This window comes from Burkholderia sp. AU30280 (assembly GCF_020420125.1).
Lineage (GTDB): Bacteria > Pseudomonadota > Gammaproteobacteria > Burkholderiales > Burkholderiaceae > Burkholderia.
The window spans coordinates 172887-198225 of record NZ_JAIZRY010000014.1; the positions used below are offsets into that span (position 1 = coordinate 172887).

A 25339-nucleotide genomic window follows, 5' to 3' on the forward strand; every position below is an offset into this window, starting at 1 on the left:
GCTTTGTTCATATCAATTAGCAGTCCAATCAAAAATATCCGATCCGATCGGAAACATGTGAGGAGCACATTGGAGATGACGAAAAAGACCCTTCTGGCGCTCGCGGCATGCGCCATGCCCGCCGCGTCGTTCGCGCAAAGCAGCGTGACGATGTTCGGGCTGATGGATGCCGGCATCAGCTACGTCAGCAATCAGGGCGGCCACGGCGCCGCGAAATTCGACGACAACATCTTCTTTCCGAACCTGCTCGGTTTCGAAGGCAAGGAGGATCTCGGCGCGGGCACGCGTGCGATCTTCCGGCTCGTCAACCAGTATTCGCTCGGCAACGGCTCGATCATCGGCGGCGGGCTGTTCGCACGCACCGCCTATGTCGGCCTGCAGAACGACCGGTACGGCACGCTGACGCTCGGCAACCAGTACGAGTTCATGGTCGACGCGCTGGCCGCGAGCGGCAACGAGATCGCGCAGGATCTCGTCGGCCTGTACGGCTTTCGCAACGGCCCGTTCGACAAGCTCGCGCTGCCGAACAATCCGACCGGCGCATTCGACTGGGATCGCGTCGCGGGCAGCAATCGCGTCGCGAATTCGGTCAAGTACACGAGCCCGTCGCTGTCGGGCCTGACGTTCGGCGCGCTGTACGGCTTCGGGAACGTCGCGGGGTCGATCGGTGCGAACAACACGGTCAGCGTCGGCGCGAGCTACGACAACGGGCCGTTCGGCGCGGGCGCGGCCTATACGAACCAGAAGTACGGCGCGTCGGACGGGCTGCCGCCGACCAGCGTGCGCAACTGGGGCGCGGGCGCGCACTATACGCTCGGCACGGTCACCGCGAAGGCGCTCTTCACGACCGTGCACAACGCGCAAAACGGTGCGGGCGCGTGGTCGGCGGAGGCCGGCGCCGCGTGGCGGCCGTCGCCGGCGTGGGTGATCGGTGCGAGCTACACGTACATGAAAGGCAACGACACGCTCGACGACGCGCACGCGCACCAGTTCCTGGCCGCCGTCCAGTACTGGCTGTCGAAACGCACGATGGTGTACGTCGCAGGTGTGCATCAGCGCGCGAGCCACGGCAGCAACGCGCAGATCAACGGCGTGATGGATGCGAACGGCGCGTCAAGCGGCGCGTTGCAGTCGATCGCGCGGATCGGGTTCAGCACGCGGTTCTAGGTTCTACCGCGGGTGAATCGTGTCGGCGATCCCGCGTCCGGATCGCCCGGCGGCGCGGGAGCAGGCGCGGACTTAGCTTCGGCCCGGCCCGCCGCCTTCGACGTCGCACGCGTGTCGCCCGCTCTTCGGAGCGGCGCGCGTTCGCGCAATCATGACGAACGCGACGATTCCGTCCCGCCCCCGTCCTGCATCGCGGCATCCCGACACTGCGACGGCGTAACCCCGAAGCGCCGGCGAAACAGGCGCGCGAAATACGCCGGATCGGAAAACCCCGACTGCAGCGCGAGACGCGTGATGCTCGCCCCGTCGGCACCGGTCTGCGACAGCACTTCGTGGCACTTCTCGAGCCGCAGGCGCTGGATCATCGCCTGCGGCCGCTCGCCGATCGATTCGAACGCCTGGTAGAGCGTGCGGCGGCATACCTTCAATGCCGCGGCGATGCGATCGGGCGACAGTTCACCGTCGTCCAGATGCCGATGGATGTACTGCAGCGCGTCCCGCAACAACGCCTCGCGGATCTTGCGCCGCGACGCGGGCGCCGTGCCGTCCGTGAAATCGATGGTCTCGGCGAGCAGCGTCGCCACCAGCTCCAGCACGCCGAAGCGGCTGCGCGGATTCATGCGCCGGCCCTCGGCGATCATCGCCTGCAGGCTGGCGAGCGCCACGGCCGCGCCGCCCGCCGTCGGCATCGTGCGGCCGATCGCGTGCCGGGCCAACGCCAGCAGCGCGTCATGATCGGCCACCTCGCACAGCATCGTGACGAACTCACCGTGTGCGTCGCTTTGAATCCAGTACGGGCTGCTCGCCTCGTACAGCGTGAAATGCCCAGGCGGCACGATCACTTCACACGCCCCCTGCTCGAGTCTCGCCACGCCGCTCAGTTGCCAGATCACCTTGACGTAGCGGTGCTTCAGCGTCTTGCACGCATCGCGCCCGATGGAGGCGCTGTGCGCGCTCGCCGCAATGCGCGCCACGCGGCAGCGCGCATGGTCGAACACGTCGACGTTCGCGTCGAATTCGCCGGATGCGCCGGCGTTCAACTCCAGCGGAAAGAACCGATGCCGGATCTGCTCCGACCAGCACGCGATGCCGCCCGCCTGCCGGGGCAGGTGAGATCCCGAATCGATCATGACGTTCGCCTCCAGAAATATCCGGCCTTCAAGTACGTCCATTGCCTGGCCGCCTGCATACACAGGCAGCGGACGCGACGATCGACTCGCCCGACTTCCGCCGTGTGCGGCAACACGCGCCCGGCCGGCATCGATGAGAGGGGATCGAGTCAGAGCGTACGGCGCGACGACGCAAAAGAAAATTCGCACAACTCCCATGCGCGACCGGAACGCTACCTGACGCAGTAAAGATTTCCCCTAGATGCACCGCACTCCTGACGGCTCTGCACGCAAACACATGCGAGCGAAAAACGGGCGCGGCACCCTGCTGACGGGCGGAAAACGGCGTCCGGCCGGGTTTCACGTGCGTGGCCCATGCGGTCACGCACGCCGCCCAAAGACAATCGGCGGCCGCTCACGCGCCGCAGGAGGAGACAACCGATGAAACGACGATCCCTTTCCGTGATGCTGTCCGCGCTCGTCATCGCGCACGGCGCTCACGCCACCGAAGGCGGCGGCTCCGTCTACCCGACCGGGGCGGAAGGCTACCTGTGCTGCGCACTGCCGCCGCCGGGGCTCTATGCGCTGATCTATGCGGAGCGCTACCACGCCGGCGAACTGCGCGACAACGACGGCCGCAACGTCGCGCCGCCGGACTTCGACATCACCGCCTATTCGGTGACGCCGCGGATCGTGTGGGTGACGCCTTACACGTTTGCCGGCGCATCGCTGGCGATGCATGCGCTGCTTCCGCTCGTCATGCTCGACGTGCACGCGGGCGGGCAGTCGCAACGGAAGACCGGCGTCGGCGACATGACGTTCGGGCCGGCGCTCGGCTGGCACGTCACGCCGACGCTCCACACGCTGCTCGCCGTCGATTTCTTCGCACCGACCGGCCAGTACGACAAGAGCGACCTGGCCAACATCGGCCGGAACTACTGGGCGATCCAGCCGATCGCGGGCATCTCGTACGGCGGCCGCACCGGGCCGGTATTCGATGCGAAGCTGATGTGGACCTTCAATCAGCGCAACCATGCGACGGACTATCAGTCCGGCCAGGAATTCATCGTCGACTATTCGGCGGGTTGGGGTTTCGGCAACGGGCTGACGGTCGGCGCGGGCGGCTATGTCTACCGGCAGATGACGGACGACTCGCAGGCCGGGCAGACCATCGCCGGCAATCGTGGCCGTGCGTTCGCGATCGGCCCGTCGATCAAGTACGACAGCGGGAAAGGCTGGTTCGTGACCGCCAAATACCAGATGGAAACCGACGTACGAAACCGCCCGGAAGGCGCGGCATTCTGGCTCAAGGCCGTGTTTCCGCTCTGATTCGAACGCAATCGCGTCGGCATCGCCCGACGCGAAGGCGGCGCAGGTCATCCCTGCGCCGCCCGTTTCATCGACCGAGCAGCAGATCGGCGCCGCGTTCGCCGATCATGATCGCCGGCGCATTGGTATTGCCGCTCGGCACCTGCGGGCAGATCGAGCAATCGATCACGCGCAGATTGGAGAAGCCGTGCACGCGCAACGTCTTCTGGTCCACCACCGACGTCCGCGGGTCCGCGCCCATCCGGCAGGTGCCGGCCGGGTGATAGACGGTCTTGATGTCCTGCCGCACGAACGCCTCGATCGCCGTCAGGTCGTCCGGATCGATCCGGGCCGGCGCGACGATTTCCTTCACGTGCGCCTGCAGCGCCTTCGCCGACAGGATCCTGAGCCCGGCCTGAACGGCCCGGATCTGGCCGTGGAGGTCGGCCGGGTCGCTCAGGAAATTCGCATCGATCCTCGGACGGTCCGACGGATCCTTGCTGCGCAACCCCACCTGCCCGCGCGATTTCGGTTGCAGATGGCCGACCTTGACCGACATGCCGTGCTCGCTCGCCGGCGGCTTCTCTCCCGGCGTATTGTCGAAGTTGTCGAGCAGCGGCAGAAAATGGAACTGAACGTCCGGCCGCCCGGTGCCCAGCGTGTCGATGAATGCGCCGCCTTCGAGGATGTTGCTGGTCAGCAGCCCGCTCCGGAAGCACTTCCATTGCAGGAAATGGCGCATCGCCCGGAGCCCCGTATTCTCGCCGTAGAGGCTCGCCGGCGTGCGAATCGACGCCTGCACCGACATGTGCAGATGATCGTGAAAGTTCCTGCCGACCGGCAACGCGGCAACCGTGTCGATCCCGAGCGCCGCAAGATGCTCCGCCGGCCCGATGCCGGACAGCATCAGTACCTTCGGACTCCCGATCGCTCCCGCGCTCACGACGACCTCGTTGCGCACGCGCACCGACACGGGCGCATTGCCGCCCTCGCTGAATTCGACCGCGACCGCACGCCCCGCATCGGCCCGGATCCGGTGCACGAGCGCGCCGGTCACCACCTTCAGCTTCGCGTCGTTGCGCACCGACGCCAGATAGGTTTGCGCAGTGCTTGCGCGTTCGCCGTTGCGTGTCGTCGTCTGGTAATAGCCGATACCCTGCTGCACTTCGCCGTTGAAATCGTTGACGTAGCGCAGCCCCATCTCCTGCCCGGCCCGGATGAACGCAGCCGTCAGCGGATGGCGATAGCGGTTCTCGCTGACCGGCAGCGGGCCCGTCTGGCCGTGATATGCGGGCCCGAGGCTCTCGTTCGCTTCCGCCTTCATGAAATACGGCAGCACGTCGTCGTAGCGCCAGTCCGTGCACCCCCACTGCGTCGCCCAGTCGTCGTAGTCCTCGCGCTGCCCGCGGATGTAGATCATCCCGTTGACCGAACTGCCGCCGCCCAGCACCTTGCCCTGCGCGATGATCATGCTGCGGCCGTTCGCGTTCGGCTGCGGTTCGGTCATGTAAGGCCACGATTTCTTCTGGAACACCTGCATCACGCCGCCCGGAATCCGGTGAAACGGATTGTCGTCGCGCGTGCCGGCCTCCAGCAACAGCACCGAACCGGCATTCTGCTGGATCAGCCGCGCGGCCACGACGCATCCGGCGGAACCCGCGCCGATGACGACGTAATCGAAGGTCAGGTCTTGAGTAGTCATGTGTCTGTCGATAGGAATGGGCGGGCGCGCAACGCAACGCCCGCGATCTTGTTGTCGTGGTGTCTCCGTGCCGGCACGTGCGCGGCTACATCGCGATCGTGACGACCTTCTCCTCCAGGTACGCATCGAGCCCGCTTTGCGACAGGTCGCGCCCGACGCCGCTCTCCTTGAAGCCGCCCCACGGCAGCCGCGCGTCGAGCGGGCTCCACGCGTTCACCGCCACTGCGCCAACCCGCAGACGGGCCGCAGTGCGATGCGCGGTCGCGAGATCGCGGGTCCACAGCGACGCGGACAACGCGTAGACGGTGTCGTTCGCCAGCGCGACGGCCTCGTCTTCCGTCTCGAACGGAATGATCGTGCCGACCGGCCCGAACACTTCGTCGCGCGCGATGCGCATCGCCGGGTCAACGTTCGCAAACACCGTCGGCCGCACGAAGAAGCCTTGCGACGGCACCGGCTCGTCGCCCGCGACCATCGTCGCGCCGTCGCGAAGCGCCGCGGCGATATGCGTCTTCACACGATCGGCGTGGCGAGCGCTGATCAGTGCGCCCATCTGCGTCGCCGGGTCGAACGGCATGCCGACCCTGACCGACCGCGCCGCATGCGCGAGCGCGCCGACGACGTCGTCGTAGTGACGGCGCTGCACCAGCACGCGCGTGCCGGCCGCGCACGTTTGCCCCTGGTTGACGAACAGCCCCATCGCGACGCCGGCGATCGCCTGCTCGAGATTCGCGTCGTCGAAGATGATTTGCGGCGCCTTGCCGCCGAGTTCCAGCGTCAGCCGCTTGAACTGTGCGCCGGCTTCGCGCGCGATCGTGCGGCCGACCTCGGTGCTGCCGGTGAAACTGATCTTGTCGACGCCCGGGTGATTGACCAGCGCGGCCCCGACCGACGCGCCGATGCCGTGCACGAGATTCACGACACCCGGCGGAAAGCCCGCCTGCGCCGCCAGGTCCGCCAGCGCGCCGACCGCGAGCGGCGCGTCCTCCGACGGCTTAAGCACGACCGTGCAGCCGGCCGCGAGCGCGGGCGCCAGCTTCCAGCACGCGATCATCAGCGGCGCATTCCACGGCACGATCAGGCCGGCGACGCCGACCGCTTCGCGCACCGTGTAGTTGACGGTCGGACGCCCCATGAAGCCGCCGGTCGGAATCTGGCGGCCTTCGAGCTTGTCCGCCCACCCGGCGAAGTAGCGCAGCGTGTCGATCGACATCGGCAGGTCCATCATGCGCACTTCCATGACGGGGCGACCCTGTTCGCGCGCCAGCAGTTCGACGAAGCGTTCCGCGTCCTGCTCGAGCAGGTCGGCCAGCCGATGCAGCAGCTTCGCCCGTGCCGCGCCGGGCAACCGGCTCCAGTGCCCGCCGTCGAATTGCGCGCTGGCCGCACGCACGGCCCGGTCGACGTCGGCGCCGGTGCCGGCCGCCACGCGCGCAAGCAGGTGTCCGGTGCAGGGTTCGAATTTCTCGAACCATTCGCCCTGCGCGGCATCGCACGCCTCGCCTGCGATACGGTGTTGAAGGGTGTACTCGGCTGTCATGTGGTTGTCTCCAGACTATTGAGGGCCGATCCGGCGCTGAAAGCCGGATCGGCCTGTCTGGCCCACTGTAGAACGCGGGTTCTGGCGACGCTGGGACATCCGTGCACCGAATGCCGGATTCACATGCACGCGCGCACGAAGTGCCCGTCGACGCCGAATGCGGGTGTGGCGTCGCCACGATCGGCTTGCGCGGCCAGCACGCGGCTGACTCGCGCATGGTTGGCGCGCCGCACGGCCGGTGGCATCGACGCGTACGCCGCGTCACGAATCAACGCGTGACGGAACGAATAGAACACGCGATCGCGCCGATGGTGCGCGTACAGGATCCGCTCTTCGAGCAGCAGTTGCAGGTGCGCGTCGAGCGTCGCGCGATCATGCGGCGATGCCGCGGCCAGCAAGTGCGCATCGACCTCGAGCCCGATCGTCGCGGCGAGCTGCGCGGTGTCGCGCGCGTCGTCGATCCGGTCGAACGCGCGCCCGAGTATTCCGCCGAGACTGAGCGGCAGCGGGCACGGGTCGGTCGTTCGCAGCCCCGCGAGCGGGCCGTCCACACCGCTCGTCGCCAGCTCGCGCGCAACGGCCTCGATGAACAGCGGAATGCCCGCCGTACGCTCGACGAGCGGGTCGAGCCAGGCCGGATCGAGCGTGCCCTGGCCCAGATACGCCGACATCAGGCGCCGCGCATCGTCGCGCGGCAGGCGGCGCAGTATCAGGCGTTCGGTCGCGCCGCGCCAGCGCGCGAGCCTGGCGGGTCGCGACGTGAGCACGACGCAGAGCGCCGCCGCGCGCGGCGAGCGCTGCAGGTACGCAAGAAACGCCTCGGTCGAGCGGTCGACCCACTGCACATCCTCGACGACGAGCAACACCGGCGCGCCGTTGCCGAGCGACACGATCAATTGCTCGAGGACGTCGAACAGCGCGTGCGGTTCGCATGCGCTCGACCACCGCGCCTCCCTCGCATCGCAGGGCAGCCCCAGCCAGGTCGCGAGCGCGACACGGGCCGCCACCCGATCGCATTCGAGCAGGGCGAGCATCGCGTCGATCGCCGCGCGCGTGGTGCCGGGCGGGCTGTCGGCGTCGAGTTGCCAATGCGCGCCGATGAACCGCAGGATCGGAAACAGCGCATGATTCTCCCGCTCGGGCAGGCACGCGCAATGCGCGAACGCGTGGCCCTGTGCGCGCACGGCCCCGCACAGCGCGTGCACGAGGCGCGACTTGCCGATTCCTGCCTCGCCGACGACGAGCCGCGGCACGCCACGCATCGCGCGACGATGGCGAGCGAGCGTCGCCTGCCACGCGCGCAGCAGCGCATCGAGTTCGCGCGTGCGGCCGATCATCGGCGCCCTCACGCCGTCGTCGAGCGAATCGAACGGCGTATCGGCCCGACACTCGCCGAGCAGCTCATGCACCGGCTGCGGCGCGAGGCCCGCCCGCGCCAGCCGCAACACGGTCGGCCGGAAGTCGGCATGCGGCTCGAGCGCGAGCCGCGCATCGTCGCTGATCAGGATCTGCCCGGGCCCGGCAAGCCGCAACAGCCGCGACGCGGCGGCCGGCGTCGCTCCGCCCGCGATCTGCGACGCATGCGCGAGCACCTGCCCGACGTGAATCGCAGCGGCCACTTCGACGTGCCAGCCTGCGCCGCCGACGGCATCGTGGAAGGCGGCCGGCACCGGCAGCCGCGCGCGCCCGGCCACCCGCACCATGTCGAGCGCCGCACGCGCCGCGCGGCGCGCGGGCCGGTCGATATCGCCTTGCAGGCCGAAAAGGAACAGCAGCGTGTCGCCAAGCCGCGCGTCGACCTGCGCGCCATAGCCGACGGCGATATCCGCGCACTTCGTCAGCCATTGCGCCTCGCAGCGGTCGAGCAGGGCGCCGTGATCGGCTCCCGCGTGGCGCTGCCGGCCGTCTCCGGCGATCGTCACGCAACAGCACAGCGTGGTGACCTGCCGGTATTCGCCAGCCGTTGCGGCCGCCTCGCTGCGCGGCGTGAACGGGCGCGGCCGCGTGCGCCGGCTTGCACGGCCGGCATCGAACGGGCCGACCAGTGCGGCGAAATTGAGCGCGCGAAACGGCGCCACGAGTTCGTTGGCCGAGGCGGCACGCTGCGCCGGATTCTTGCTCAACGCCTGCCGCAGCACCGAGCCGAGCGGATGCGACGCGATCGACGGCGGAAGCGCGATATCCACCGGGCTGAGCTGCTGATAAAGAATCTCGGCGACGCTTGCGCCCTGCATCACGACTTCGCCCGTCAGGCATTCGAGCACGACCAGGCCCCACGCATACAGGTCGCTTCCGGGCGTCGGCGGTTCGTTGCGCAATTGCTCGGGCGCGCAATATGACGGCGAGCCGAGCACCTCGGCCGCGAGCGTCGCGGCCTGGGGCGCGATATCTGTCGCGCCGGGCATCAGCGCACCGATCCCGAAATCGAGAAGCTTCGCGTGCGGCCCGTCGTCGGCCATCGCGATCACGATGTTCTGCGGCTTCAGATCCCGGTGCACGATGCCGCGGCGATGCGCCGCCGCGAGCGCATCGAGCACCTCCGTCATCAGCCGTCCGGTGTCGACGGCCGACAGCGGCCCCTCCATCGCCAGCCGGTCGCGCAGGGTCCGGCCCTGCACGCGTTCGAACACGGCGAACAGCCGCCCGTCGGGGGCTTCCCCCTGGTCCAGCAGCGCCACGATGTTCGGGTGCCGCAGCGCCTCGCACAGGCCTGTCTCGCGCCGAAAGCGCATGCGCTGACGCGCGCGCTCGGTTGCGTTCCGGGCGACATCGTCCCGCATCAGCTTGATCGCGACGTCTTGCCCCGTCTCGTCGCAGGTCGCGCGGAACACCACGCCGCTGCCGCCTTCGCCGAGCAACGCACCGAGCCGGTAATGCCGCTTGCCGGCCAACGTCGCGAAAGGCGCGGCTGGCTGCTGCGATTCACGCGCGTGCGGGACGACGGGTGCGCGTGTCGCCGTCGGCAACCCGGACTGTCGTTCCGCGTTCACGAGCAGTGGACGACCGGAGCCGGCGCCGGACGATGCATGTCGATGCGCGGCGCGACGCCCGGCACCGACTGGCATTCAAGGCGCTCGCCGCGCATGACGCGGAACGGGAAATCGCCGAAGCGGACACTGCCGCGCCGCCGCTCGACAAGCTGACTCGCATCCAGCCCCGGTAGCGCCGCGAACTGGCTCCGGGCGCGATGAATCTGCACGTTGAGATGGGATGTATCGATGCCGAGCATGCGCGCCAGCCGGTCGAGTTCGATCCAGCCTTGCGTGGCGGCGTCGTAGCCGGCCTGCATGTCGGCCGAACGTGCGCGGGCGAGCGTGACGAGGCTGTAGTGATGCGCCCGCTCGCCGAGGTCGACCACGCCGCCGCGAACATGCAGCAGCGCACGCGCGTGCTCTTCATCCCGGCTGACGAAGAATTCGAGCAATCGGGCCGGCGCGGCCGGATCGGCCGGCGCGCGCAGCGTCATCGTCGAGCCGTGGCGCACGAGCCCCACGCGCCACGTGAAGTCGCCCGTCGACACTTCGTCGCCGTCATGGAGCGCGCGCGGCGGCAACGTGTCGTCGCACAGCCATTCGCCGGCCGGCGTCCGGACGATCGTGACCGGCTGCGCGGCGTGGGCCGCCAGGATCTGGCGCGGCGTGAGCACGATCGGATGCGCGGCGCCCCGCACCGGCCACAGCGTATCGGCCGGATCGTCGAGCGCATCGACGCGCCAGGGAGCGACACCGGCCCTGCCGAACCGGATGACGTCGCCTCGCTGCAGCACCGCATGCTCGCCGTCGCGCAGCGTCACGCCCGATACCGACGTGCCGTTGCTGCTGTGATCGTGGAGCTCCCATAGCCCGCCGACCCAGCGAATATGGGCGTGGACACGGGACACCGACGCGTCGCGGATGACCGTATCGCAGCGCGCGGTATCGCGGCCGAACACGTGATACGCGCGGAGCAGGCACGCTTCCCCGGAAGAATCGTTCTTGAGTATCGCCATGGCTGCCCCGTATCGGATTCGCCCGGATCGCTCGAGTGACGCATCGACGCCCGGGAAAGCGATTGATTCAATGATCGCGAACGATGTTGACCGTTCGCCGCCTCGTTACCAGTTTTTTCGTCAGCTTCTTTTCGAATCGTTGCTCATCCGGCGCGCGTTATTTCGGCTGATTGAATGGCCGGCTGCTTTGTTGTTTTAAATTCGAGCAACCTGATGAAAATCCTGCCAAACAAAATCATGTATCGCAATCGAAATACTCAAATTCCGCTTTGATATTGCAATGCTTTACATTTTCGGCAACGCCTCAATTCGAAATATAAAGGGTCGAAAATCTTCACTGCCCCGCGAGCCTTGATAGGCCTGCATCAAGCAGAAACAACCCATTGGATGACGGGGTGAATTTAAATACCTTTGCCGGCACGGAAATTTTGTTTGATCAAAAGAAAATAAATTAAATAGTTCAATCGATTTAAATAATGGTCGCCGGTGTTTTAGCAGATTGTATTACATGAATTACTGCGAAGTTCAGGGGCGTCGCGGCCAATGGCTGGCAAAGGCAGCAGACGTCGGCAACGCACCGACCGTCCGGTCGTCGCGACCGGCTCGCCAACGAACTCGGTGGGAGGCATCGACGGCCATCTCCGCCGCACGCTGCAGGGCCTCGGCGAACCGCCCCCTATACAAAGCAACAAGTCAGGCACGTTCTTGAGAATTTCCTCTGTCGGAAATCTCACGATTCCGTATCGCAACCTGCAAATTTCTCGTGAATGTGAACGTACCCCTGGCCAAGAGAACTCCGTACTCGGTACGGTTACCTTGCCACTGCTAATAGGGCGAGATCATCCGGACACGTCTTTCAGGGACCGGTGGCAGACGGGTTGCGGTGAAGCAGCGTTCAGCGACAAAGAACAGGGGAAGGGCTGACTGGTCCGGACGTCCTTCCGCAGTACGGTCTCCGCCCCACCTATTCGGAAGCCAGCCTCACCTCTCCGGCCCATCTTCGCGTGTCGCCGACGTGCCCCTTTCTTTTTGTTTGTCGGCACGATCAGGCGAGCGGCCGATACCCGGGTTGAGCCGAGATTCGAATGTCCCAGCCAAAATGCAGGCGAATGACAGGATTTGGCCGAATGTGACCTTGAATCAGAATGAGTCTCGATCGGAATCGGCGAGTTCCGGCTGATCGACAACCTGTGGAAGGCACCGCACCATCCAGCCCCGCCTGCCCTCTCCCCATCGCGCCAGTTTGGTCAACGCTTGCGGACAACCGAATCGAGCACGAAGCTGGTCGTCATGTTCTGCACGCCGTCCATCGCACTGATCGTCGCCCAGATATCGCTGATGCGCTCGTGTGTGGCGGCCTCTATCTGTACGAGCAGATCGACCTCGCCGCTGAGGACCGCGCAATCGCGAACCTCGGCGATCCGTTCGAGTGCGGCAAGCACGTCCGCACCGCGCATCCGGTCCTTGCGGTAGACGAGCATCACGGCGCGCACCGGCACGACATCGTCGGGCAATGCGAGACGCACCGTGTACCCGGCGATGACGTTCAGCGCTTCGAGCCGATCGATCCGGTTGCGGACCGCCTGCCTGGACAGACCGATCCTGTCGGCCAGCACTGCAAGCGGAATCCGCGCATCGGCACACAATGCGTCGATGATCTTCCGGTCGAGGCCGTCGATCTTCATTGGCCGGACCCTGGATGCGCGGCGCCGCGGGCGTCCACCGCGTCGCGCACCGCCGCGATGTGGTCGGGGCCGATTCCGCAACAGCCGCCGACGATCCGCGCGCCCAGCGCGAGCCATTGCCGCGCCCATTTTGCGTAACCGCGCGGATCGATGTCGCCGCGCAAGCTGTCGAGTTCCTCGTTCGCACGCGCATCGGCACGCTGCGGCGCAAACGCGTTCGCATAGGCGCCGATCGCGAGCGACGTGCCCGTGCGCGCGAGCGTGCGATGCACCGCGTCGATCGCCGCCCCCATCGCTTCCGGCTGGCTGCAGTTGAACAGCAGCGCGCTCGCACGCGCGGACACGGCCGCTTCGATCGCTTCGTCGAGCGACTGCCCCGACCGGAGTACCGGTGTGGCGCGTGCGTCGACGTCGTCGCGCAGCGTAAACGAGACCCACAGCGGCTTCGGATTCCCGCCCAGTGCACGCCGGACCGCGCCGATTTCGTCGGTCAGGCTCTGCGTCTCGGCCAGCCACAGGTCGACGTAGGGATCGAGCCCATCGACGAGCGTCGCCAGGATCGCATCCGCGCGCGCCGCGTCGAACAGGTCGGGGCGGTAGGAACCGCCCGTCGGCGGAAGCGATCCCGCGACGCGCACGGGCCGCCCCGCGCGGTCCGCCGCTTGCCGCGCGAGCTGCCCGGCAAGGGCCGCAAGCGCGACACCGTCGCGACGGAACCGCTCCTCGCCGATATGGAACGGCACGACCGCATAGCTGTTCGCGGTGATCACGTCGGCACCCGCCGCGACGAACGCGTCGTGCGCGAGACTGACGTAATGCGGCGCTTCCATCAGCGCGAGCGCCGACCACTCCGGCTGTCTGAACGGCGCTCCGATCCGCGCCAGTTCGCGCCCCATGCCGCCGTCGAGTACTGTGATGTCATGCATAGTCCGTGCTCCGTGGTTGCAATCCGCGCATCTCGTGCCCGAATCGATTCAAGGGTCGGCGCAACGCACGCGAGACGTCGATCGAGCGCGCGCGCCGGTCCGTTTCAGATCTGCTCCAATGCCTGCGCGATATCGCTTTTCAGGTCGTCGACGTGCTCGATGCCGACCGAATAGCGAATGAAATTGAGCGGAATGTCGGCAGCGCGCATTTGCTCCGCCGACATCGTGCCGGCCCACATGGATGCCGTATGGATCGCGAGCGAATCGACGCCGCCGAGATTGCCTGCATTCAGCGGCAAGCGCAGCGCCTCGACAAAGCGCTGCGCTTCGCCGTAGCCTCCCCGCACGCCGAACGCAACCACGCCGCCGAAGCCGCGCATCTGCCGGCATGCGAGCCCATGCTGCGGATGGCTGCGCAGGCCCGGATAGAACACGCGCTCGATCTTCGCGTGCGCCTCGAGGAATTCGGCGAGCGCCTGGGCGTTCGCGTTGATCCGCTCGACGCGCATCGGCAGCGTGCGCAGCCCGCGCAGCAGCAACCATGCGTCCATCGGCGACAGCACCGAGCCGAGCGTGATGTGCGTATGCCAGATCTGCTCGGCGAGCACGCGGCTCGTGCAGATCACGCCGCCCGTCAGGTCGTGATGGCCGCCGAGATACTTGGTCGCGCTGTGCACGACGATGTCGACACCGAGCCGGTGCGGCTGCTGGTTGACCGGCGACGCGAACGTGTTGTCCGCGAGCGTCAGGATGCCGCGGGCTCTCGCGATTTCAGTCACCGCCGCGATGTCGGTCACGAGCAGCAGCGGATTGACCGGCGACTCGAGCACGATCAGCCGCGTGTTCGGCCGGATCGCGCGATCGAACGCGGCCACGTCGGCCTGGTCGACGAACGTCACCTCGACGCCGAACCGACGCAGCATGTCGTCGAGCAACTTCGTCGTGCTCATGTAATGACGCGTCTGGCCCACGACGTGATCGCCGGCCTTCACGACACTGAGGATCGCGGTCGCGATCGCGCCCATTCCGGATGCCGTGACGAGCGCGGTCTCGGTGCCCTCGAGCTCCGCCATGATGGCCTTCACGCGCTCGTGAACCGGATTGCCGTAGCGCGTGTAGTTGCGCGGATGCTGGGGCACGCTCGACATATCCGCGAATTCCTCGCTGCCGGCTGCCTTGAACACCGCCGAATAGTGGATCGCCGGCGCGACCGACTTCTCGTCGGTCACGTCGCGGTCCGCAGCGAGAGCCAGCGTTTCAAGCTTGTATCCCATGTCGTCCTCGGATCGTTCGTTGTGTCGCGTTCATGCGGCGCCCGTCAGGCACGCGCGCTGCCCAGATGGCGATTCAGCAGGCCCTCGACGCGTTTGAGCACGGTCGAAAGCACCGCCGTGATACCGACGTACACGATGCCGGCCAGCATCAGCGCGTCGGTCGTATAGGTTTCGATGGAGATGCGCCGCGCGACACCGGTCAGGTCGAGCACGGTGATCGTGCTGGCCAGCGCGGTCGACTTCAGCTGCAGCACGATCTCGTTGCCGAGCGTCGGTGCGACGATGCCGATCGCGCGCGGCACGATCACGAACCAGGTGAGCATGAAGCGGCTCATCCCGAACGCGAGCGCGGCCTCCTTCTCGCCGGCGGGGACGCCGGCGATCCCGCCCCGGATGTCCTCCGCCATGTAGGCCGCGAGATTGAGCGTCAGCGCGCACAATGCACACGAGAACGATCCGCCGACCAGCAGCCACAGAGGCGACGCACGCACGACCGAGAACTGCGCGAGCCCGTAATACAGCACGAAAATCTGCACCAGCAGCGGCGTGCCGCGAAACACCGACATGAACAGGCGGCTCGGTGTCGACAGCCACCGGCACGCCGACGTGCGCGCGACAGCCAGCGGCACCGCGAGCACGAACGCAAGCGTGCATGACAGCACCAGCAGCTCCAGCGTGATCCATATGCCACGCGCGACGTCGGGGCCGGACTGCACGATGAGGGAGAGAAAGTCGTTCATCGCCTGGCGCTCCTCAAATGGGTTTTGCGTAACCGCGGCCCGCGATGCGCTCGAGCCAAGCGAACACGGGGTTGGATGCGGCGAGAAAGCCGAAATAGACGATTCCGACCGTCACGTAGAAGACGAATGGCTGCTTGGTGAACTGCGCGGCGATGTTCGCCTTGCGCAACATGTCCTCGAGCCCGACGATGGATACCAGCGACGTGTCCTTCAGCAAGTTCTGCCACATGTTGTTCAGGCTCGGCAGGCAGATGCGCCACGCCTGCGGCAGGCGCACGTACCACAGCGTCTGCAGGCGTGTCATCCCGTACGCGCGCGCGGCCTCGATCTGCCCGGGCGGCACCGCGATGAATGCGCCGCGGAACATCTCCGACGAATAGGCGCCGAACACCACGGCGAGCGCGATTACGCCGGCGGAGAACGGGCTGATCACCACGGCGCCATCGAATTGCGCGTTGAGCAGACGCGACAGCCCGAAGTAGCAGATCAGCAGGATCAGGAACTCTGGAATGCCACGCAGGAAATTGGTCAGCGCATAGGTCGCATGCCTGAGCCAGCCCAGGCTCGACAGTTTTGCCGATGCGCCGGCGATGCCGAGCAGCATGCCGACGCATAGCGCGCTGACCGCGAGCTCCAGCGTGACCAGCGCGCCAGCCGCGATCTGCGCGCCGTAGTTCACCAAGATGTCCATCGTGATATCGCTCCTTGTGAGCCCGGATCGCGCCGGCTGCCGTCCGGCGGCCGCGCAGTCCCGATGCGCGGTTATTGCGGCGCGATGGTGAACGGGAAATAGCGCTTGTTGGCTGCGGCGAACGTGCCATCCGCCTGCACCTGCGCGATGCCCTTGTCGAACAGCGCCTTCAACGGCGCGTCACCCTTGCGTACCGCGATCGCCGTACCGTCGCCGAAGATCTCCGCATCCGCGATCGGCTTGCCGACGAAGTCGAAACCTTCCTTCCTGCCGGCCTTCGTCAGCCAGTCGTACGCGACTGTGTTGTCGGCGAGCACCGCATCGACGCGTCCGGCCTCGAGATCGAGCCATGCCTCGTCGAGCGTCTGATAGACCTTCACGTTGATCCCCGACTTGCTCGCCGGCAGGCGGCGGCGCAGATAGGATTCGTGCGTCGATGCCGTCTGAACGCCGATCGTCTTGCCGCGCAGCGTGGCGGGGCTGTCCGTGATGCCCGACCCCTGCTTCGCGACGAGCTGCACGGGTGCCGTCGTGAAAATGCGCGTGAAGTCCACCGACTGCTCGCGCTCCGGCGTCTTCGACATTTGCGCGAGCACCGCATCGATCTGCTTCGCCTTGAGTGCCGGAATCAGCGCGTCGAAATCCATCGTCACCCACTGGCACTTGACCTTCATCGTGTCGCACATCTTCTTGCCGATGTCGATCTCCATGCCCTGCAGCTTGCCGGACGCATCCTTGTATTCAAACGGCGCGTAATCGGCGAGTGTGCCGATCCGCACGACCTGCTCGGCATGCGCGACCGATCCGAGCAATGCCGCGCCCACGCACAGCAACTGAAGCAGCTTCTTCATGGTTTCCCCTCCGGTTGACATCGAATCCGCATCAGATGATGCTGGACAGAAACTTCTGGAAACGCGGCGATTTCTGGCTCGCGAACACCTCATCGGGACTGCCGTCTTCCTCGATTCGTCCCTGGTGGACGAACACGACGCGGTTCGCGACTTCGCGTGCAAACCCCATCTCATGCGTGACGACGAGCATCGTCCGTCCCTCGTCGGCCAGCGAGCGCATCACTTTCAACACTTCGCCGACGAGCTCGGGATCGAGCGCGGACGTCGGCTCGTCGAACAGCATCACGTCGGGATCGGTCGCGAGCGCACGTGCAATCGCGACGCGCTGCTGCTGGCCGCCCGACAGCTGGTTCGGATAGTGTTCGCACTTGCCGGCGAGCCCGACCCGTTCGAGCATCGCGATCGCCTTGTCGCGGGCGTCTCGCTTGGGCACGCCAAGCACGCGCACCGGCACGAACATCACGTTCTGCAGCACGGTCATGTGCGCCCAGAGATTGAACTGCTGGAACACCATCGCGAGCTTGCGGCGCACGCGCATCACCTGCTGCGCATCGGCCGCGACGCGCGCGCCGTCGCGGCCCGTCTGCTTCAACGCGAGCGTTTCGCCGTTCACGCAAATCCGGCCCCGATCGGGCATTTCCAGCAAGTTGATGCACCTGAGGAACGTACTCTTGCCCGAGCCGCTACTGCCGAGGATCGACACGACCTCATGATTCCTCGCGGTCAGCGAGATGCCCTTCAGCACCTCGACACCGCCGAACGACTTGTGAATATCCTCGACCACCAGCGCGTCCGCCGCCGGCTTGCATGCAGGAATTGCTGCTGGCATCCTCGACTCCTTCTTCGATACGTTGCTCACACCGCTCCGGTTCGCGCCGCGCCGGCCCGCCAGGCGCCGGCGCTTGCGCATCAGCTCGACAGCCGCCGGTTGCGCCTGAAGCAGACCACCTTCGGCTGCGTCATTTCCGTCATCGCGAACCGAACGCCTTCGCGGCCCAGCGACCCATGCTTGAAACCGCCGAACGGCATGCCGTCGAAGCGGTAATCGGACGAATCGTTGATCATCACGCCGCCCGCCTGCAGGCGCTCGGCCGCGTCGAGCGCCACCTCCAGGCGGCTGGTGAACACGCCTGCATGCAGGCAGCTCTCCGACGCGTTGGCCGCGTCGAACGCCTGGTGCAAGTCGGCGAATTTCTCGATCGTCACGACTGGCGCGAACACCTCGTCGGTCCAGACACGCGCGTCGTGCGGCACATCCGCGAGCACCGTCGGTTCATACAGCGCCCCGCGCCGCCGATGGCCGGTCAGCACCGTCGCACCGCACGACACGGCTTCGTCGACCCAGCGTTCGATGCGCATCGCCTGTTCCTCCCCGATCATCGGCCCCATGTCGGTTGCGTCGTCCAGTGGATCGCCGACGACCATCCTGCCGGTCAGTTCGACGAAATACCGGACGAATGGCTCATACGCGGCCTCGGCCACGAAGATCCGCTGCGTGCCGATGCAGTTCTGGCCCGCCGCCCAGAACGCGCCCGACACGCAGGATTCGGCGGCATCCTTCAGGTCGCAGTCGGCCATGACGATCACAGGTGCATTTCCGCCCAGGTCCATCGCAATCTTCTTGAGTCCCGCATCGCGCGTGATGGCCTCGCCGGTCTGCGGGCCGCCCGTGAAGGTCACCATTCGGATCCGCCGGTCGCGCACCAGAGCGGATGCGATATCCGCGCCGCCGTGCACGATCTGCAGCACGTCGCGCGGCGCACCGGCTTCCCACAGCACCTCGACGAGCGCCTGTGCGGACAGCGGCGCGAGCAACGAGGGCTTCAGGATTACCGCGTTGCCGGTCCCGATCGCCGGTCCGAGCTTGTGTGCAACGAGATTCAGCGGGTCGTTGAACGGCGTGATCGCGAGAATCACGCCCAGCGGTTCCAGCGTGTAGTAGCCGCTGCGATCCTCGGAGCCGGGATAGCCGTCGAACGGGATCGTCTCGCCGCTGAGTCGTTTCGCTTCCTCGCCCGACAGGCGCAGCGTGTTCACGCAGCGCGCGACCTCCTTGCGTGCCTGCCGCAGCGGCTTACCCGCTTCGAGCGCGATCCTGCGTGCAAATGTCTCCGCTTGTGCCTCCACGCTCGCAGCGGCACGAAACAGGATGTCGGCCCGCCGGCTGCGCGGCATGGTTGCGGCCGCACGCGCGCCGTCGAGCGCGCGCTCGACGAGGGCCGGCGCCGCGTCGGCACGCGACAGCCGAACCTGGCCGACGATCGAGCCGTCATACGGCGACCGAACATCGGCTACGCCGGCACCCGTGCAGTCGGTCATCACCGCATCGCGCGCGCTCATGCGGCCACCTCGTGCGCAGTTGCACCGATCCTGTCCGCGAGTTCGATCAGGTCGGAAAGGATCGCGAACGCCGTTTCCTCGCGCCCCGCACCGGGCCCGCTGATCGTCACCCCGCCGAGCACGTCGGTGTCGAACGTGATCGCGTTCGTCACACCGTTCGCGGCAAGCAGCGGATGGCCGGCCGGCAGCTTGCGCGGTTCGACGCTCGCGGTCACGGTGCCGTCCGGATGCCGGACGGCAGAACCAATCAGGCGCCAGGACATGCGCTCCGCCGCCGCTGCGCGTACGTCGTGCTCGGTCAGCTCGACGATGCCGCGGCACGTCACGTCGCCACGCTTGAGGCCGGCATTCCACAGCGCGTTCGCCAGAATGACGACTTTCAGCTGTACGTCCGAACCGTTGACGTCGGCCGCCGGGTTCGCCTCCGCATAGCCGCGCTGCTGCGCATCCCGGATCGCCGCATCGAAGCTCGCGCCGGCCTCGACCTCGCCGAGCACGTAATTCGACGTGCCGTTCAGGATGCCGGCGAAGCCGTTGATGTCGCAGCCGCGCAGCGACGTCGCGAGCTGCCGCAGCACCGGCGTGCCGCTCATCACCGTGCCCTCGTACATCACGCAAGCCCCCGATTGCGCGGCGATCCGCGCCAGTGCCGGCTGCGCGAGCGCGATCGGCCCCTTGTTGGTCGTGATCACGTGCTTGCCGCATTCGAGCGCGGTACGGCAATGCGACAGCGCAGGCTCACCGGTGTTCGGATCGGTGAAGGTCGCCTCGACGACGACATCCACGTGGTCCGATGCGATGGCCTTCAGCACCGCACCGAGGCCGACGTCCGGCGACACCAGCGTGCCGGGATCGCGGCGCAGCGCTTCGGCATCGACGCCCCGCCGAGCGGTTTCGTCGAGCACGTCCAGTGCGATGCCTCGAGGATTCGTCGCGATCCCGAGCCGCAGGTCGGCAACCATCGTCACCGATACGTCGAGTCCCGCCGCAGCCAGCATCGCGCGCTTCCTTTTGAGCAGTTCGACCAGTCCCTGATTGACTCCGCCGAAACCGACCAGTGCCAGTTTGAGTTCCATCTTGATCATCTCCTGTTCATTGACCACATGACACAGGTTAGTGATGCGAATCGATTTTCAAATTAGTCGTTTCGCCCGATTCAGCCAGTCACCCGTTACGGTTTGTCATGCGGGACGGGCGGATCGCCAGTTCCCGAGCGAAACAACTCCGTCAGGTGAGCGTCGGCTCGTCGTCGCCGTCCTTGTCGACCGGCACGAACAGCCCGACTTTCACCGCGCTCAGCACGACGTTCGTGTTGATCCGGCGGATCATCGGGTTGCTCTGCATGATCCGCGCGGACAACCGGTCGTACGCCTCGACGTCGTGTGCCGTGATGATCGCGATCAGGTCGACGGAGCCCGTCACGTAGTAGATCTGCTGGATTTCGTCGTGCGCCTTCGACCACTCGCGGAACCTGGCGACCGTCTCGTAGTTTTCGCGTTCGATCTCGATCGCCGCAATGAACGTCATCGGCCTGCCGACCGCCGCGCGGTCGACAACGGCGATTTCCGCCGAAATGATCTTCTCGGTGCGCATGCGCTTCAGCCGCTTCTGCACGGCTGACGTGGACAGACCGATCCGTTCGGCAATGGCGTCCGCAGTCGCGGTGCAATCGCGCTGGACGATATTCAGGATCTTGCGGTCGAAGGAGTCGAGTGCGTCGGTCATCGCGTGGCCTGCCGGGGAACGGGTGCTTGCGTCAAAGATAGAAAGGTCGGGCCGATCTGAGCCCGACCAGATGCCGGACACGATCGAACGCGGTGACGAGCGTTTCGCGCCACTGCGCTACGGGCCCGCAGAGGCATACGGGTGCGAAATGGATCGTATCGACACCCTCGGGAATACGGAACGGACGCTCGATGCCATCGTCCGATTCGGTCACGAGTGCGGTACCGTCGACTTCGGTCAGGCTCATCAGCAAATGGGCGGGTGCCGTCGCATCAAGCAGGTCGCGCAGAGGCGATTCGTTCGCGGACAACTGTTCGAGCAGCGGCAACTCGTACGCGCCGGGCCACCAGGTGTCGTGCTCGTCGAGCCACGGGCCGACACCCGGCATTCCGACCATCTCGAGGATCCGGTTCGCACTGAGATGCGCATAGGCGCGGTGCCGACCGGCCCCATCGGTCGAAGAGCGCGCCAGCCAGCCGCCGGCGCTCGGGACAGGGTCCGTCAACACGACGCTCGCAGGCTTCAGTCGGCCGAGCGTTTCAGCCGCGCTTGCAGCGGATCGGCGCCCTTCGCAGGACCTCGGTGCGTGATCCGGAACGATCCTGCACACCCACTTGGGACCATCCTGCAAGGCGGCGGGGACGTCGCCGGCCCGGACTTGAGCGGTTCGCCTGCGGGCGTGTTCAACGATGACGATTGGCGTGTCCGGCATACAACTCTCTCGTGCTTGCGGGGCCGCGTCGCCGCGATGCTGGCGCGCTTCATGGATTGGCCGACGATATTGGGGCTGAAGAAATCATATCGCCTCGGTGCGACTAAAAAAATCTCAAGAACCGGCAGTTTCGACGGAAAGCGTCGAAAAACGCCGCCGACAGGACGATTTTCATCCGTCGCAATCCCGGCAGGTCCGGTTACAGGCGTGGGCGTGACGATGACGACATCCGGGATGCAAGGCAACACGTCGAGGGAGCCCGCAATCATGAAGGGAGACGGGCCGCACCGGTCGCCGATATCGGCCATTGAGACCCTGCATTGTAGGTTCGCAGAAAAGGTGGCCTCCGACCGAAGCAAACCTTATAACACCCGAAAAATCAATCACTTACGCACAGATCAGGACCCCGTGAACAAGTGACGCTCGTGGATCGAGGTGGCGTCCCTAGGCCGCACACGAACTCGTTGGCCGTCAAACCGTTGGAGAATGTGCGCTTAAACATCGAGCAACGGTATGGACGGCGGCGAGTTCGAATAGATTTGGTCACTCTGATCACGCATGTTTGACTTGCAGTGCCAGATAGAGATTGCCTCGACATTCGAGCCTGCGAGAGATCACGGTAATCATCAACTGTATAGGCCGGGAGCGTCGACTTTTCGCTTCAGTTCGGTATATGTCGCGCCGTAACCGTAGTATGAAATCGCGTTTTTTCTGGATGGCGAGTCGCAGCAACATCGGGGTTGGAATACAGTGAAGCACCCGACGACGGTAAATTGGCGAAACGGTTCATATGAGTCTCCTCGAACACACTGGTACGGTTCACCGCGCCGTTCAGCCGCTTCCGTGGTTGGCGAACATGATCACACTCTCACAACTTGACGAAAGCACAGCTCCGCACGCACTGGGCTTCGTTCAAAATAGTGCCTCGTCAATCCCCATGATGGTCGTCGCACCGGAACGTGCTGCGTGAATCGTGGTTTCGGTCTCGGGCAACAGTTTCGCGAAATAGAAACGTGCAGTAGCAAGCTTGGATTGATAGAACGCATCACCCGTCGCAATCTTGTCGAGGGCGATGCGCGCCATGCGAGCCCAGAAATACGAGAAAACGAGATGTCCCACCGTACGCAGATAAGGCACTGCCGCGGCACCGATTTCGTCTGGATCGCTGGCGGCCCTCATGCTCACTTCGTTCGTGAGCTGTTGAATCTTCTCGAAGAGACTAGAAAGAGGATGAACGAACTCTTCCATGTCGGGTCGCCCGTCTTGTTCCTCGATGAAATCGGCCACGAGCTTTTCAAGGCATTTCAACTTCGCGCTCATGTTCGGGAGCACCTTACGCCCGAGCAAATCGAGAGCCTGGACCGCGTTCGTCCCCTCGTAGATCGCATGGATCCGCGTGTCACGAACGTATTGCTCCATCCCCCACTCAGTAATGAAGCCATGACCGCCGAACACCTGTAGCGCGTGATTTGTACACTCGAACGCGTTGTCGGAGAGGAACGCCTTGGCAATCGGGGTCAACAGTGCGATCAGGTCCGATGCACCGCTCCTCACGGTTTCGTCCGGATGCCCATGTTCCTTGTCGATCTGTAGCGCAAGCCAATAGGTAAACGCACGGCCACCTTCCGCATAGGCCTTTTGCGTCAAAAGCATGCGGCGCACATCGGGGTGCACGATGATGGGGTCGGCGGGTTTTTCGGGCGCCTTCGGGCCCGAGAGCGAACGCATCTGCAAGCGCTCCCTCGCGTAGGCGCGCGCGTTCTGGTAGGCGACCTCGGTCAGGCCGAGACTCTGCATGCCCACGTTTAGTCGGGCTGCGTTCATCATGACGAACATCGCCTGAAGGCCCCGATTGACCTCGCCGACGAGCCACCCGCTTGCATCGTCAAGATTCATTACGCAAGTGGCATTGCCATGAATCCCCATCTTGTGCTCAATCGAACCACACTGGATACCGTTTCGCTCGCCGGGTTCACCGCTTTTCGTCGGGATAAACTTCGGCACGACAAAGAGCGAAATTCCCTTCGTGCCCACCGGTGCATCGGGCACGCGCGCAAGCACGAGATGAACAATGTTCTCGGCGAGATCATGCTCGCCGCCCGAGATAAAAATCTTGGTGCCCGTGATCGAGTACGAGCCGTCGCCTCGCGGCTCGGCCTTGGTACGCAGGATGCCGAGATCGGTACCGCAATGCGGCTCGGTCAGGCACATCGTGCCGGTCCAGACACCTGAAACGAGCTTCGGCAGATAGACCTGTTTCTGCTCCGGCGTGCCATGCGCATGCAGGCATTCGTAAGCGTCGTGCGTGATCCCCGGATACATGGTCCACGCCTGATTTGCCGAGTTCAGCATCTCGTAGAGCGCATTATTGACGCACCCGGGCAGCCCCTGGCCGCCATAACCGGGATCACAGGAAAGCATCGGCCATCCGGCTTCAACATATTGGCGGTATGCGTCTTTAAACCCAGTCGGCGTTCGGACGACGCCGTTGCCGTCGTAGTGACAGCCCTCGCGATCGCCGCTTTGATTGAGCGGAAACAGTACGCCAGAGCAGAACTTCCCGGCTTCGTCGAGTACCTGATCAATGGTCTCCCTATCGAGTTCGGCATGTTTCGGCATGCCCTTCAACTCGGCTTCGACGCCGAGCAACTCATGAAGCACAAATTGCATGTCGCGCTGCGGCGCGGTGTAAAGCCCCATTACTTTCTCCGACGATTTGTTGCGTAAGACCTCTTTGCATCACGGCTACAGTACGGCGGTCGCGCCACCGTCTACTGCAAGGATCTGTCCGGTGATGTGCTTGCCTGCATCCGATGCGAACAATGCGACGGCGCCCTTCAGATCCTCGCTATCGCCAATGCGCCGTAATGGGATTCCTTCCGCAACCTTGTCCGCGCCCAATTGGGTGAGCAAGCCCCGTGTCATGTTGGACGGAAAAAAGCCCGGTGCAATCGCGTTGACCGTAATGCCGTATTGCCCCCACTCACCTGCGAGCGTTCGTGTGAAATTGACAACCGCTCCCTTGCTCGCGTTATAGGCAATGGTGCTCATCGCATCAGGCGGATTTCCCCTGGGGCAGCCGATCGACGCCATGTTGACGATTCGGCCGTATCCACGCGGGATCATCGACCGCTTGCCAATTTGCTGGGTGAGCAGGAAGAGGCCCCGGATGTTGAGGTTCATGACCTTATCCCATGCCTCGATCGGGTGGTCCTCCGCGGGCGCGCTCCAGACCGCGCCCGCGTTGTTCACGAGTATGTCGACGCGACCCAACCTGGCGAGCGCCTCGTCAGCCAGACGACGAATATCTGCGTCGATGGAACCGTCCGCTGCGATGAAGTCCGCCTCAATGCCGAGCGACGCCAGATGCGCCTGCGCCTCTTGCAACTCGTCGGTTTTGCGCGCAGAAAGAACGATGCGCGCTCCAAGTTCGCCGAGTGACTCGGCGAGTTGAAGACCGAGGCCGCGGGAGCCGCCAGTTACGAGCGCGGTTTTTCCTGAAAGATCGAATAATTGTTTGAGCGTACCCATGGTGTCTAATCCGCACTATTCCTGTTTCTGCGACGCTTCTTGCGCAGACA

20 protein-coding genes and 1 pseudogene are annotated in these 25339 nt (G+C 65.3%); 3 read left to right on the forward strand and 18 right to left on the reverse strand.

Annotation, left to right across the window (positions count from 1 at the left end):
- Positions 1–75: 75 nt before the first annotated feature.
- Entirely contained in the window at positions 76–1167 is a 1092-nt protein-coding gene (locus LGN17_RS28515; protein WP_226200304.1) for a porin, read from the forward strand.
- A gap of 149 nt (positions 1168–1316) precedes the next feature.
- On the opposite strand, the gene LGN17_RS28520 is transcribed toward LGN17_RS28515, so the two are convergent.
- Positions 1317–2339 (reverse strand): helix-turn-helix domain-containing protein, encoded by a 1023-nt coding sequence (locus LGN17_RS28520; protein ID WP_226200306.1) that lies wholly within the window; start codon positions 2337–2339, stop codon positions 1317–1319.
- A 378-nt stretch (positions 2340–2717) separates the two neighbouring features.
- Here LGN17_RS28520 and LGN17_RS28525 point away from each other — a divergent pair, with 378 nt between their 5' ends.
- Entirely contained in the window at positions 2718–3605 is an 888-nt protein-coding gene (locus LGN17_RS28525) for a transporter (RefSeq protein WP_175965302.1), read from the forward strand.
- Positions 3606–3672: 67 nt separating this feature from the next.
- Here the strand turns inward: LGN17_RS28525 and LGN17_RS28530 are convergent, their stop codons facing one another.
- The 15 genes and pseudogenes from LGN17_RS28530 to LGN17_RS28600 form a co-directional block, all read right to left on the reverse strand.
- Complete coding sequence (locus tag LGN17_RS28530) at positions 3673–5286, reverse strand: GMC family oxidoreductase (protein WP_226200307.1); 1614 nt, start codon at positions 5284–5286, stop codon at positions 3673–3675.
- An 85-nt stretch (positions 5287–5371) separates the two neighbouring features.
- Entirely contained in the window at positions 5372–6826 is a 1455-nt protein-coding gene (locus LGN17_RS28535) for an aldehyde dehydrogenase family protein (RefSeq protein ID WP_175965300.1), read from the reverse strand.
- 128 nt (positions 6827–6954) lie between these two features.
- Positions 6955–9816, reverse strand: a pseudogene (locus LGN17_RS28540) (TOMM system kinase/cyclase fusion protein); the annotation flags it as partial.
- Positions 9813–10814 carry an FHA domain-containing protein gene (locus LGN17_RS28545; RefSeq protein WP_226200310.1) on the reverse strand — a complete coding sequence of 334 codons (1002 nt, stop codon included), beginning with the start codon at positions 10812–10814 and terminating at the stop codon, positions 9813–9815. The gene LGN17_RS28545 and the pseudogene LGN17_RS28540, both read right to left, overlap by 4 nt.
- 1247 nt (positions 10815–12061) lie before the next feature.
- Positions 12062–12499: an Lrp/AsnC family transcriptional regulator gene (locus LGN17_RS28550; protein WP_226200312.1), complete on the reverse strand. Its 438-nt coding sequence runs from the start codon at positions 12497–12499 to the stop codon at positions 12062–12064.
- On the reverse strand, positions 12496–13425 hold the full coding sequence (locus LGN17_RS28555) for a homocysteine S-methyltransferase family protein (protein WP_226200314.1): 930 nt from the start codon (positions 13423–13425) through the stop codon (positions 12496–12498). Before LGN17_RS28555 ends, LGN17_RS28550 begins: the two co-directional genes overlap by 4 nt.
- Before the next feature lie 104 nt (positions 13426–13529).
- Positions 13530–14699, reverse strand: coding sequence for a trans-sulfuration enzyme family protein (locus LGN17_RS28560; protein WP_226200316.1), 1170 nt, complete (start codon positions 14697–14699; stop codon positions 13530–13532).
- Positions 14700–14743: 44 nt separating this feature from the next.
- Positions 14744–15439, reverse strand: coding sequence for an ABC transporter permease (locus LGN17_RS28565; RefSeq protein WP_226200318.1), 696 nt, complete (start codon positions 15437–15439; stop codon positions 14744–14746).
- A gap of 13 nt (positions 15440–15452) precedes the next feature.
- A complete protein-coding gene (locus LGN17_RS28570) occupies positions 15453–16130 on the reverse strand; it encodes an ABC transporter permease (RefSeq protein WP_226200320.1) in 678 nt (225 codons plus the stop codon).
- Positions 16131–16201: 71 nt separating this feature from the next.
- Complete coding sequence (locus tag LGN17_RS28575) at positions 16202–16981, reverse strand: transporter substrate-binding domain-containing protein (protein WP_226200322.1); 780 nt, start codon at positions 16979–16981, stop codon at positions 16202–16204.
- Between the two features lie 31 nt (positions 16982–17012).
- On the reverse strand, positions 17013–17810 hold the full coding sequence (locus LGN17_RS28580) for an ABC transporter ATP-binding protein (protein ID WP_226200324.1): 798 nt from the start codon (positions 17808–17810) through the stop codon (positions 17013–17015).
- 80 nt (positions 17811–17890) lie between these two features.
- Positions 17891–19321 carry an aldehyde dehydrogenase family protein gene (locus tag LGN17_RS28585; RefSeq protein WP_226200326.1) on the reverse strand — a complete coding sequence of 477 codons (1431 nt, stop codon included), beginning with the start codon at positions 19319–19321 and terminating at the stop codon, positions 17891–17893.
- A complete protein-coding gene (locus LGN17_RS28590; protein ID WP_226200328.1) occupies positions 19318–20397 on the reverse strand; it encodes a homoserine dehydrogenase in 1080 nt (359 codons plus the stop codon). Before LGN17_RS28590 ends, LGN17_RS28585 begins: the two co-directional genes overlap by 4 nt.
- 151 nt (positions 20398–20548) lie before the next feature.
- Positions 20549–21046 (reverse strand): Lrp/AsnC family transcriptional regulator, encoded by a 498-nt coding sequence (locus LGN17_RS28595; RefSeq protein WP_175671319.1) that lies wholly within the window; start codon positions 21044–21046, stop codon positions 20549–20551.
- Positions 21047–21077: 31 nt separating this feature from the next.
- Complete coding sequence (locus LGN17_RS28600; RefSeq protein ID WP_226200329.1) at positions 21078–21758, reverse strand: hypothetical protein; 681 nt, start codon at positions 21756–21758, stop codon at positions 21078–21080.
- Between the two features lie 36 nt (positions 21759–21794).
- Here LGN17_RS28600 and LGN17_RS28605 point away from each other — a divergent pair, with 36 nt between their 5' ends.
- Positions 21795–22178, forward strand: a complete 384-nt coding sequence (locus LGN17_RS28605) for a hypothetical protein (protein ID WP_226200331.1) — start codon at positions 21795–21797, stop codon at positions 22176–22178.
- Positions 22179–22670: 492 nt separating this feature from the next.
- Here the strand turns inward: LGN17_RS28605 and LGN17_RS28610 are convergent, their stop codons facing one another.
- Both LGN17_RS28610 and LGN17_RS28615 read right to left on the reverse strand, forming a co-directional pair.
- On the reverse strand, positions 22671–24458 hold the full coding sequence (locus tag LGN17_RS28610) for an acyl-CoA dehydrogenase C-terminal domain-containing protein (RefSeq protein ID WP_226200333.1): 1788 nt from the start codon (positions 24456–24458) through the stop codon (positions 22671–22673).
- 45 nt (positions 24459–24503) lie between these two features.
- Entirely contained in the window at positions 24504–25289 is a 786-nt protein-coding gene (locus LGN17_RS28615; RefSeq protein ID WP_226200335.1) for an SDR family oxidoreductase, read from the reverse strand.
- Between the last annotated feature and the right edge of the window lie 50 nt (positions 25290–25339).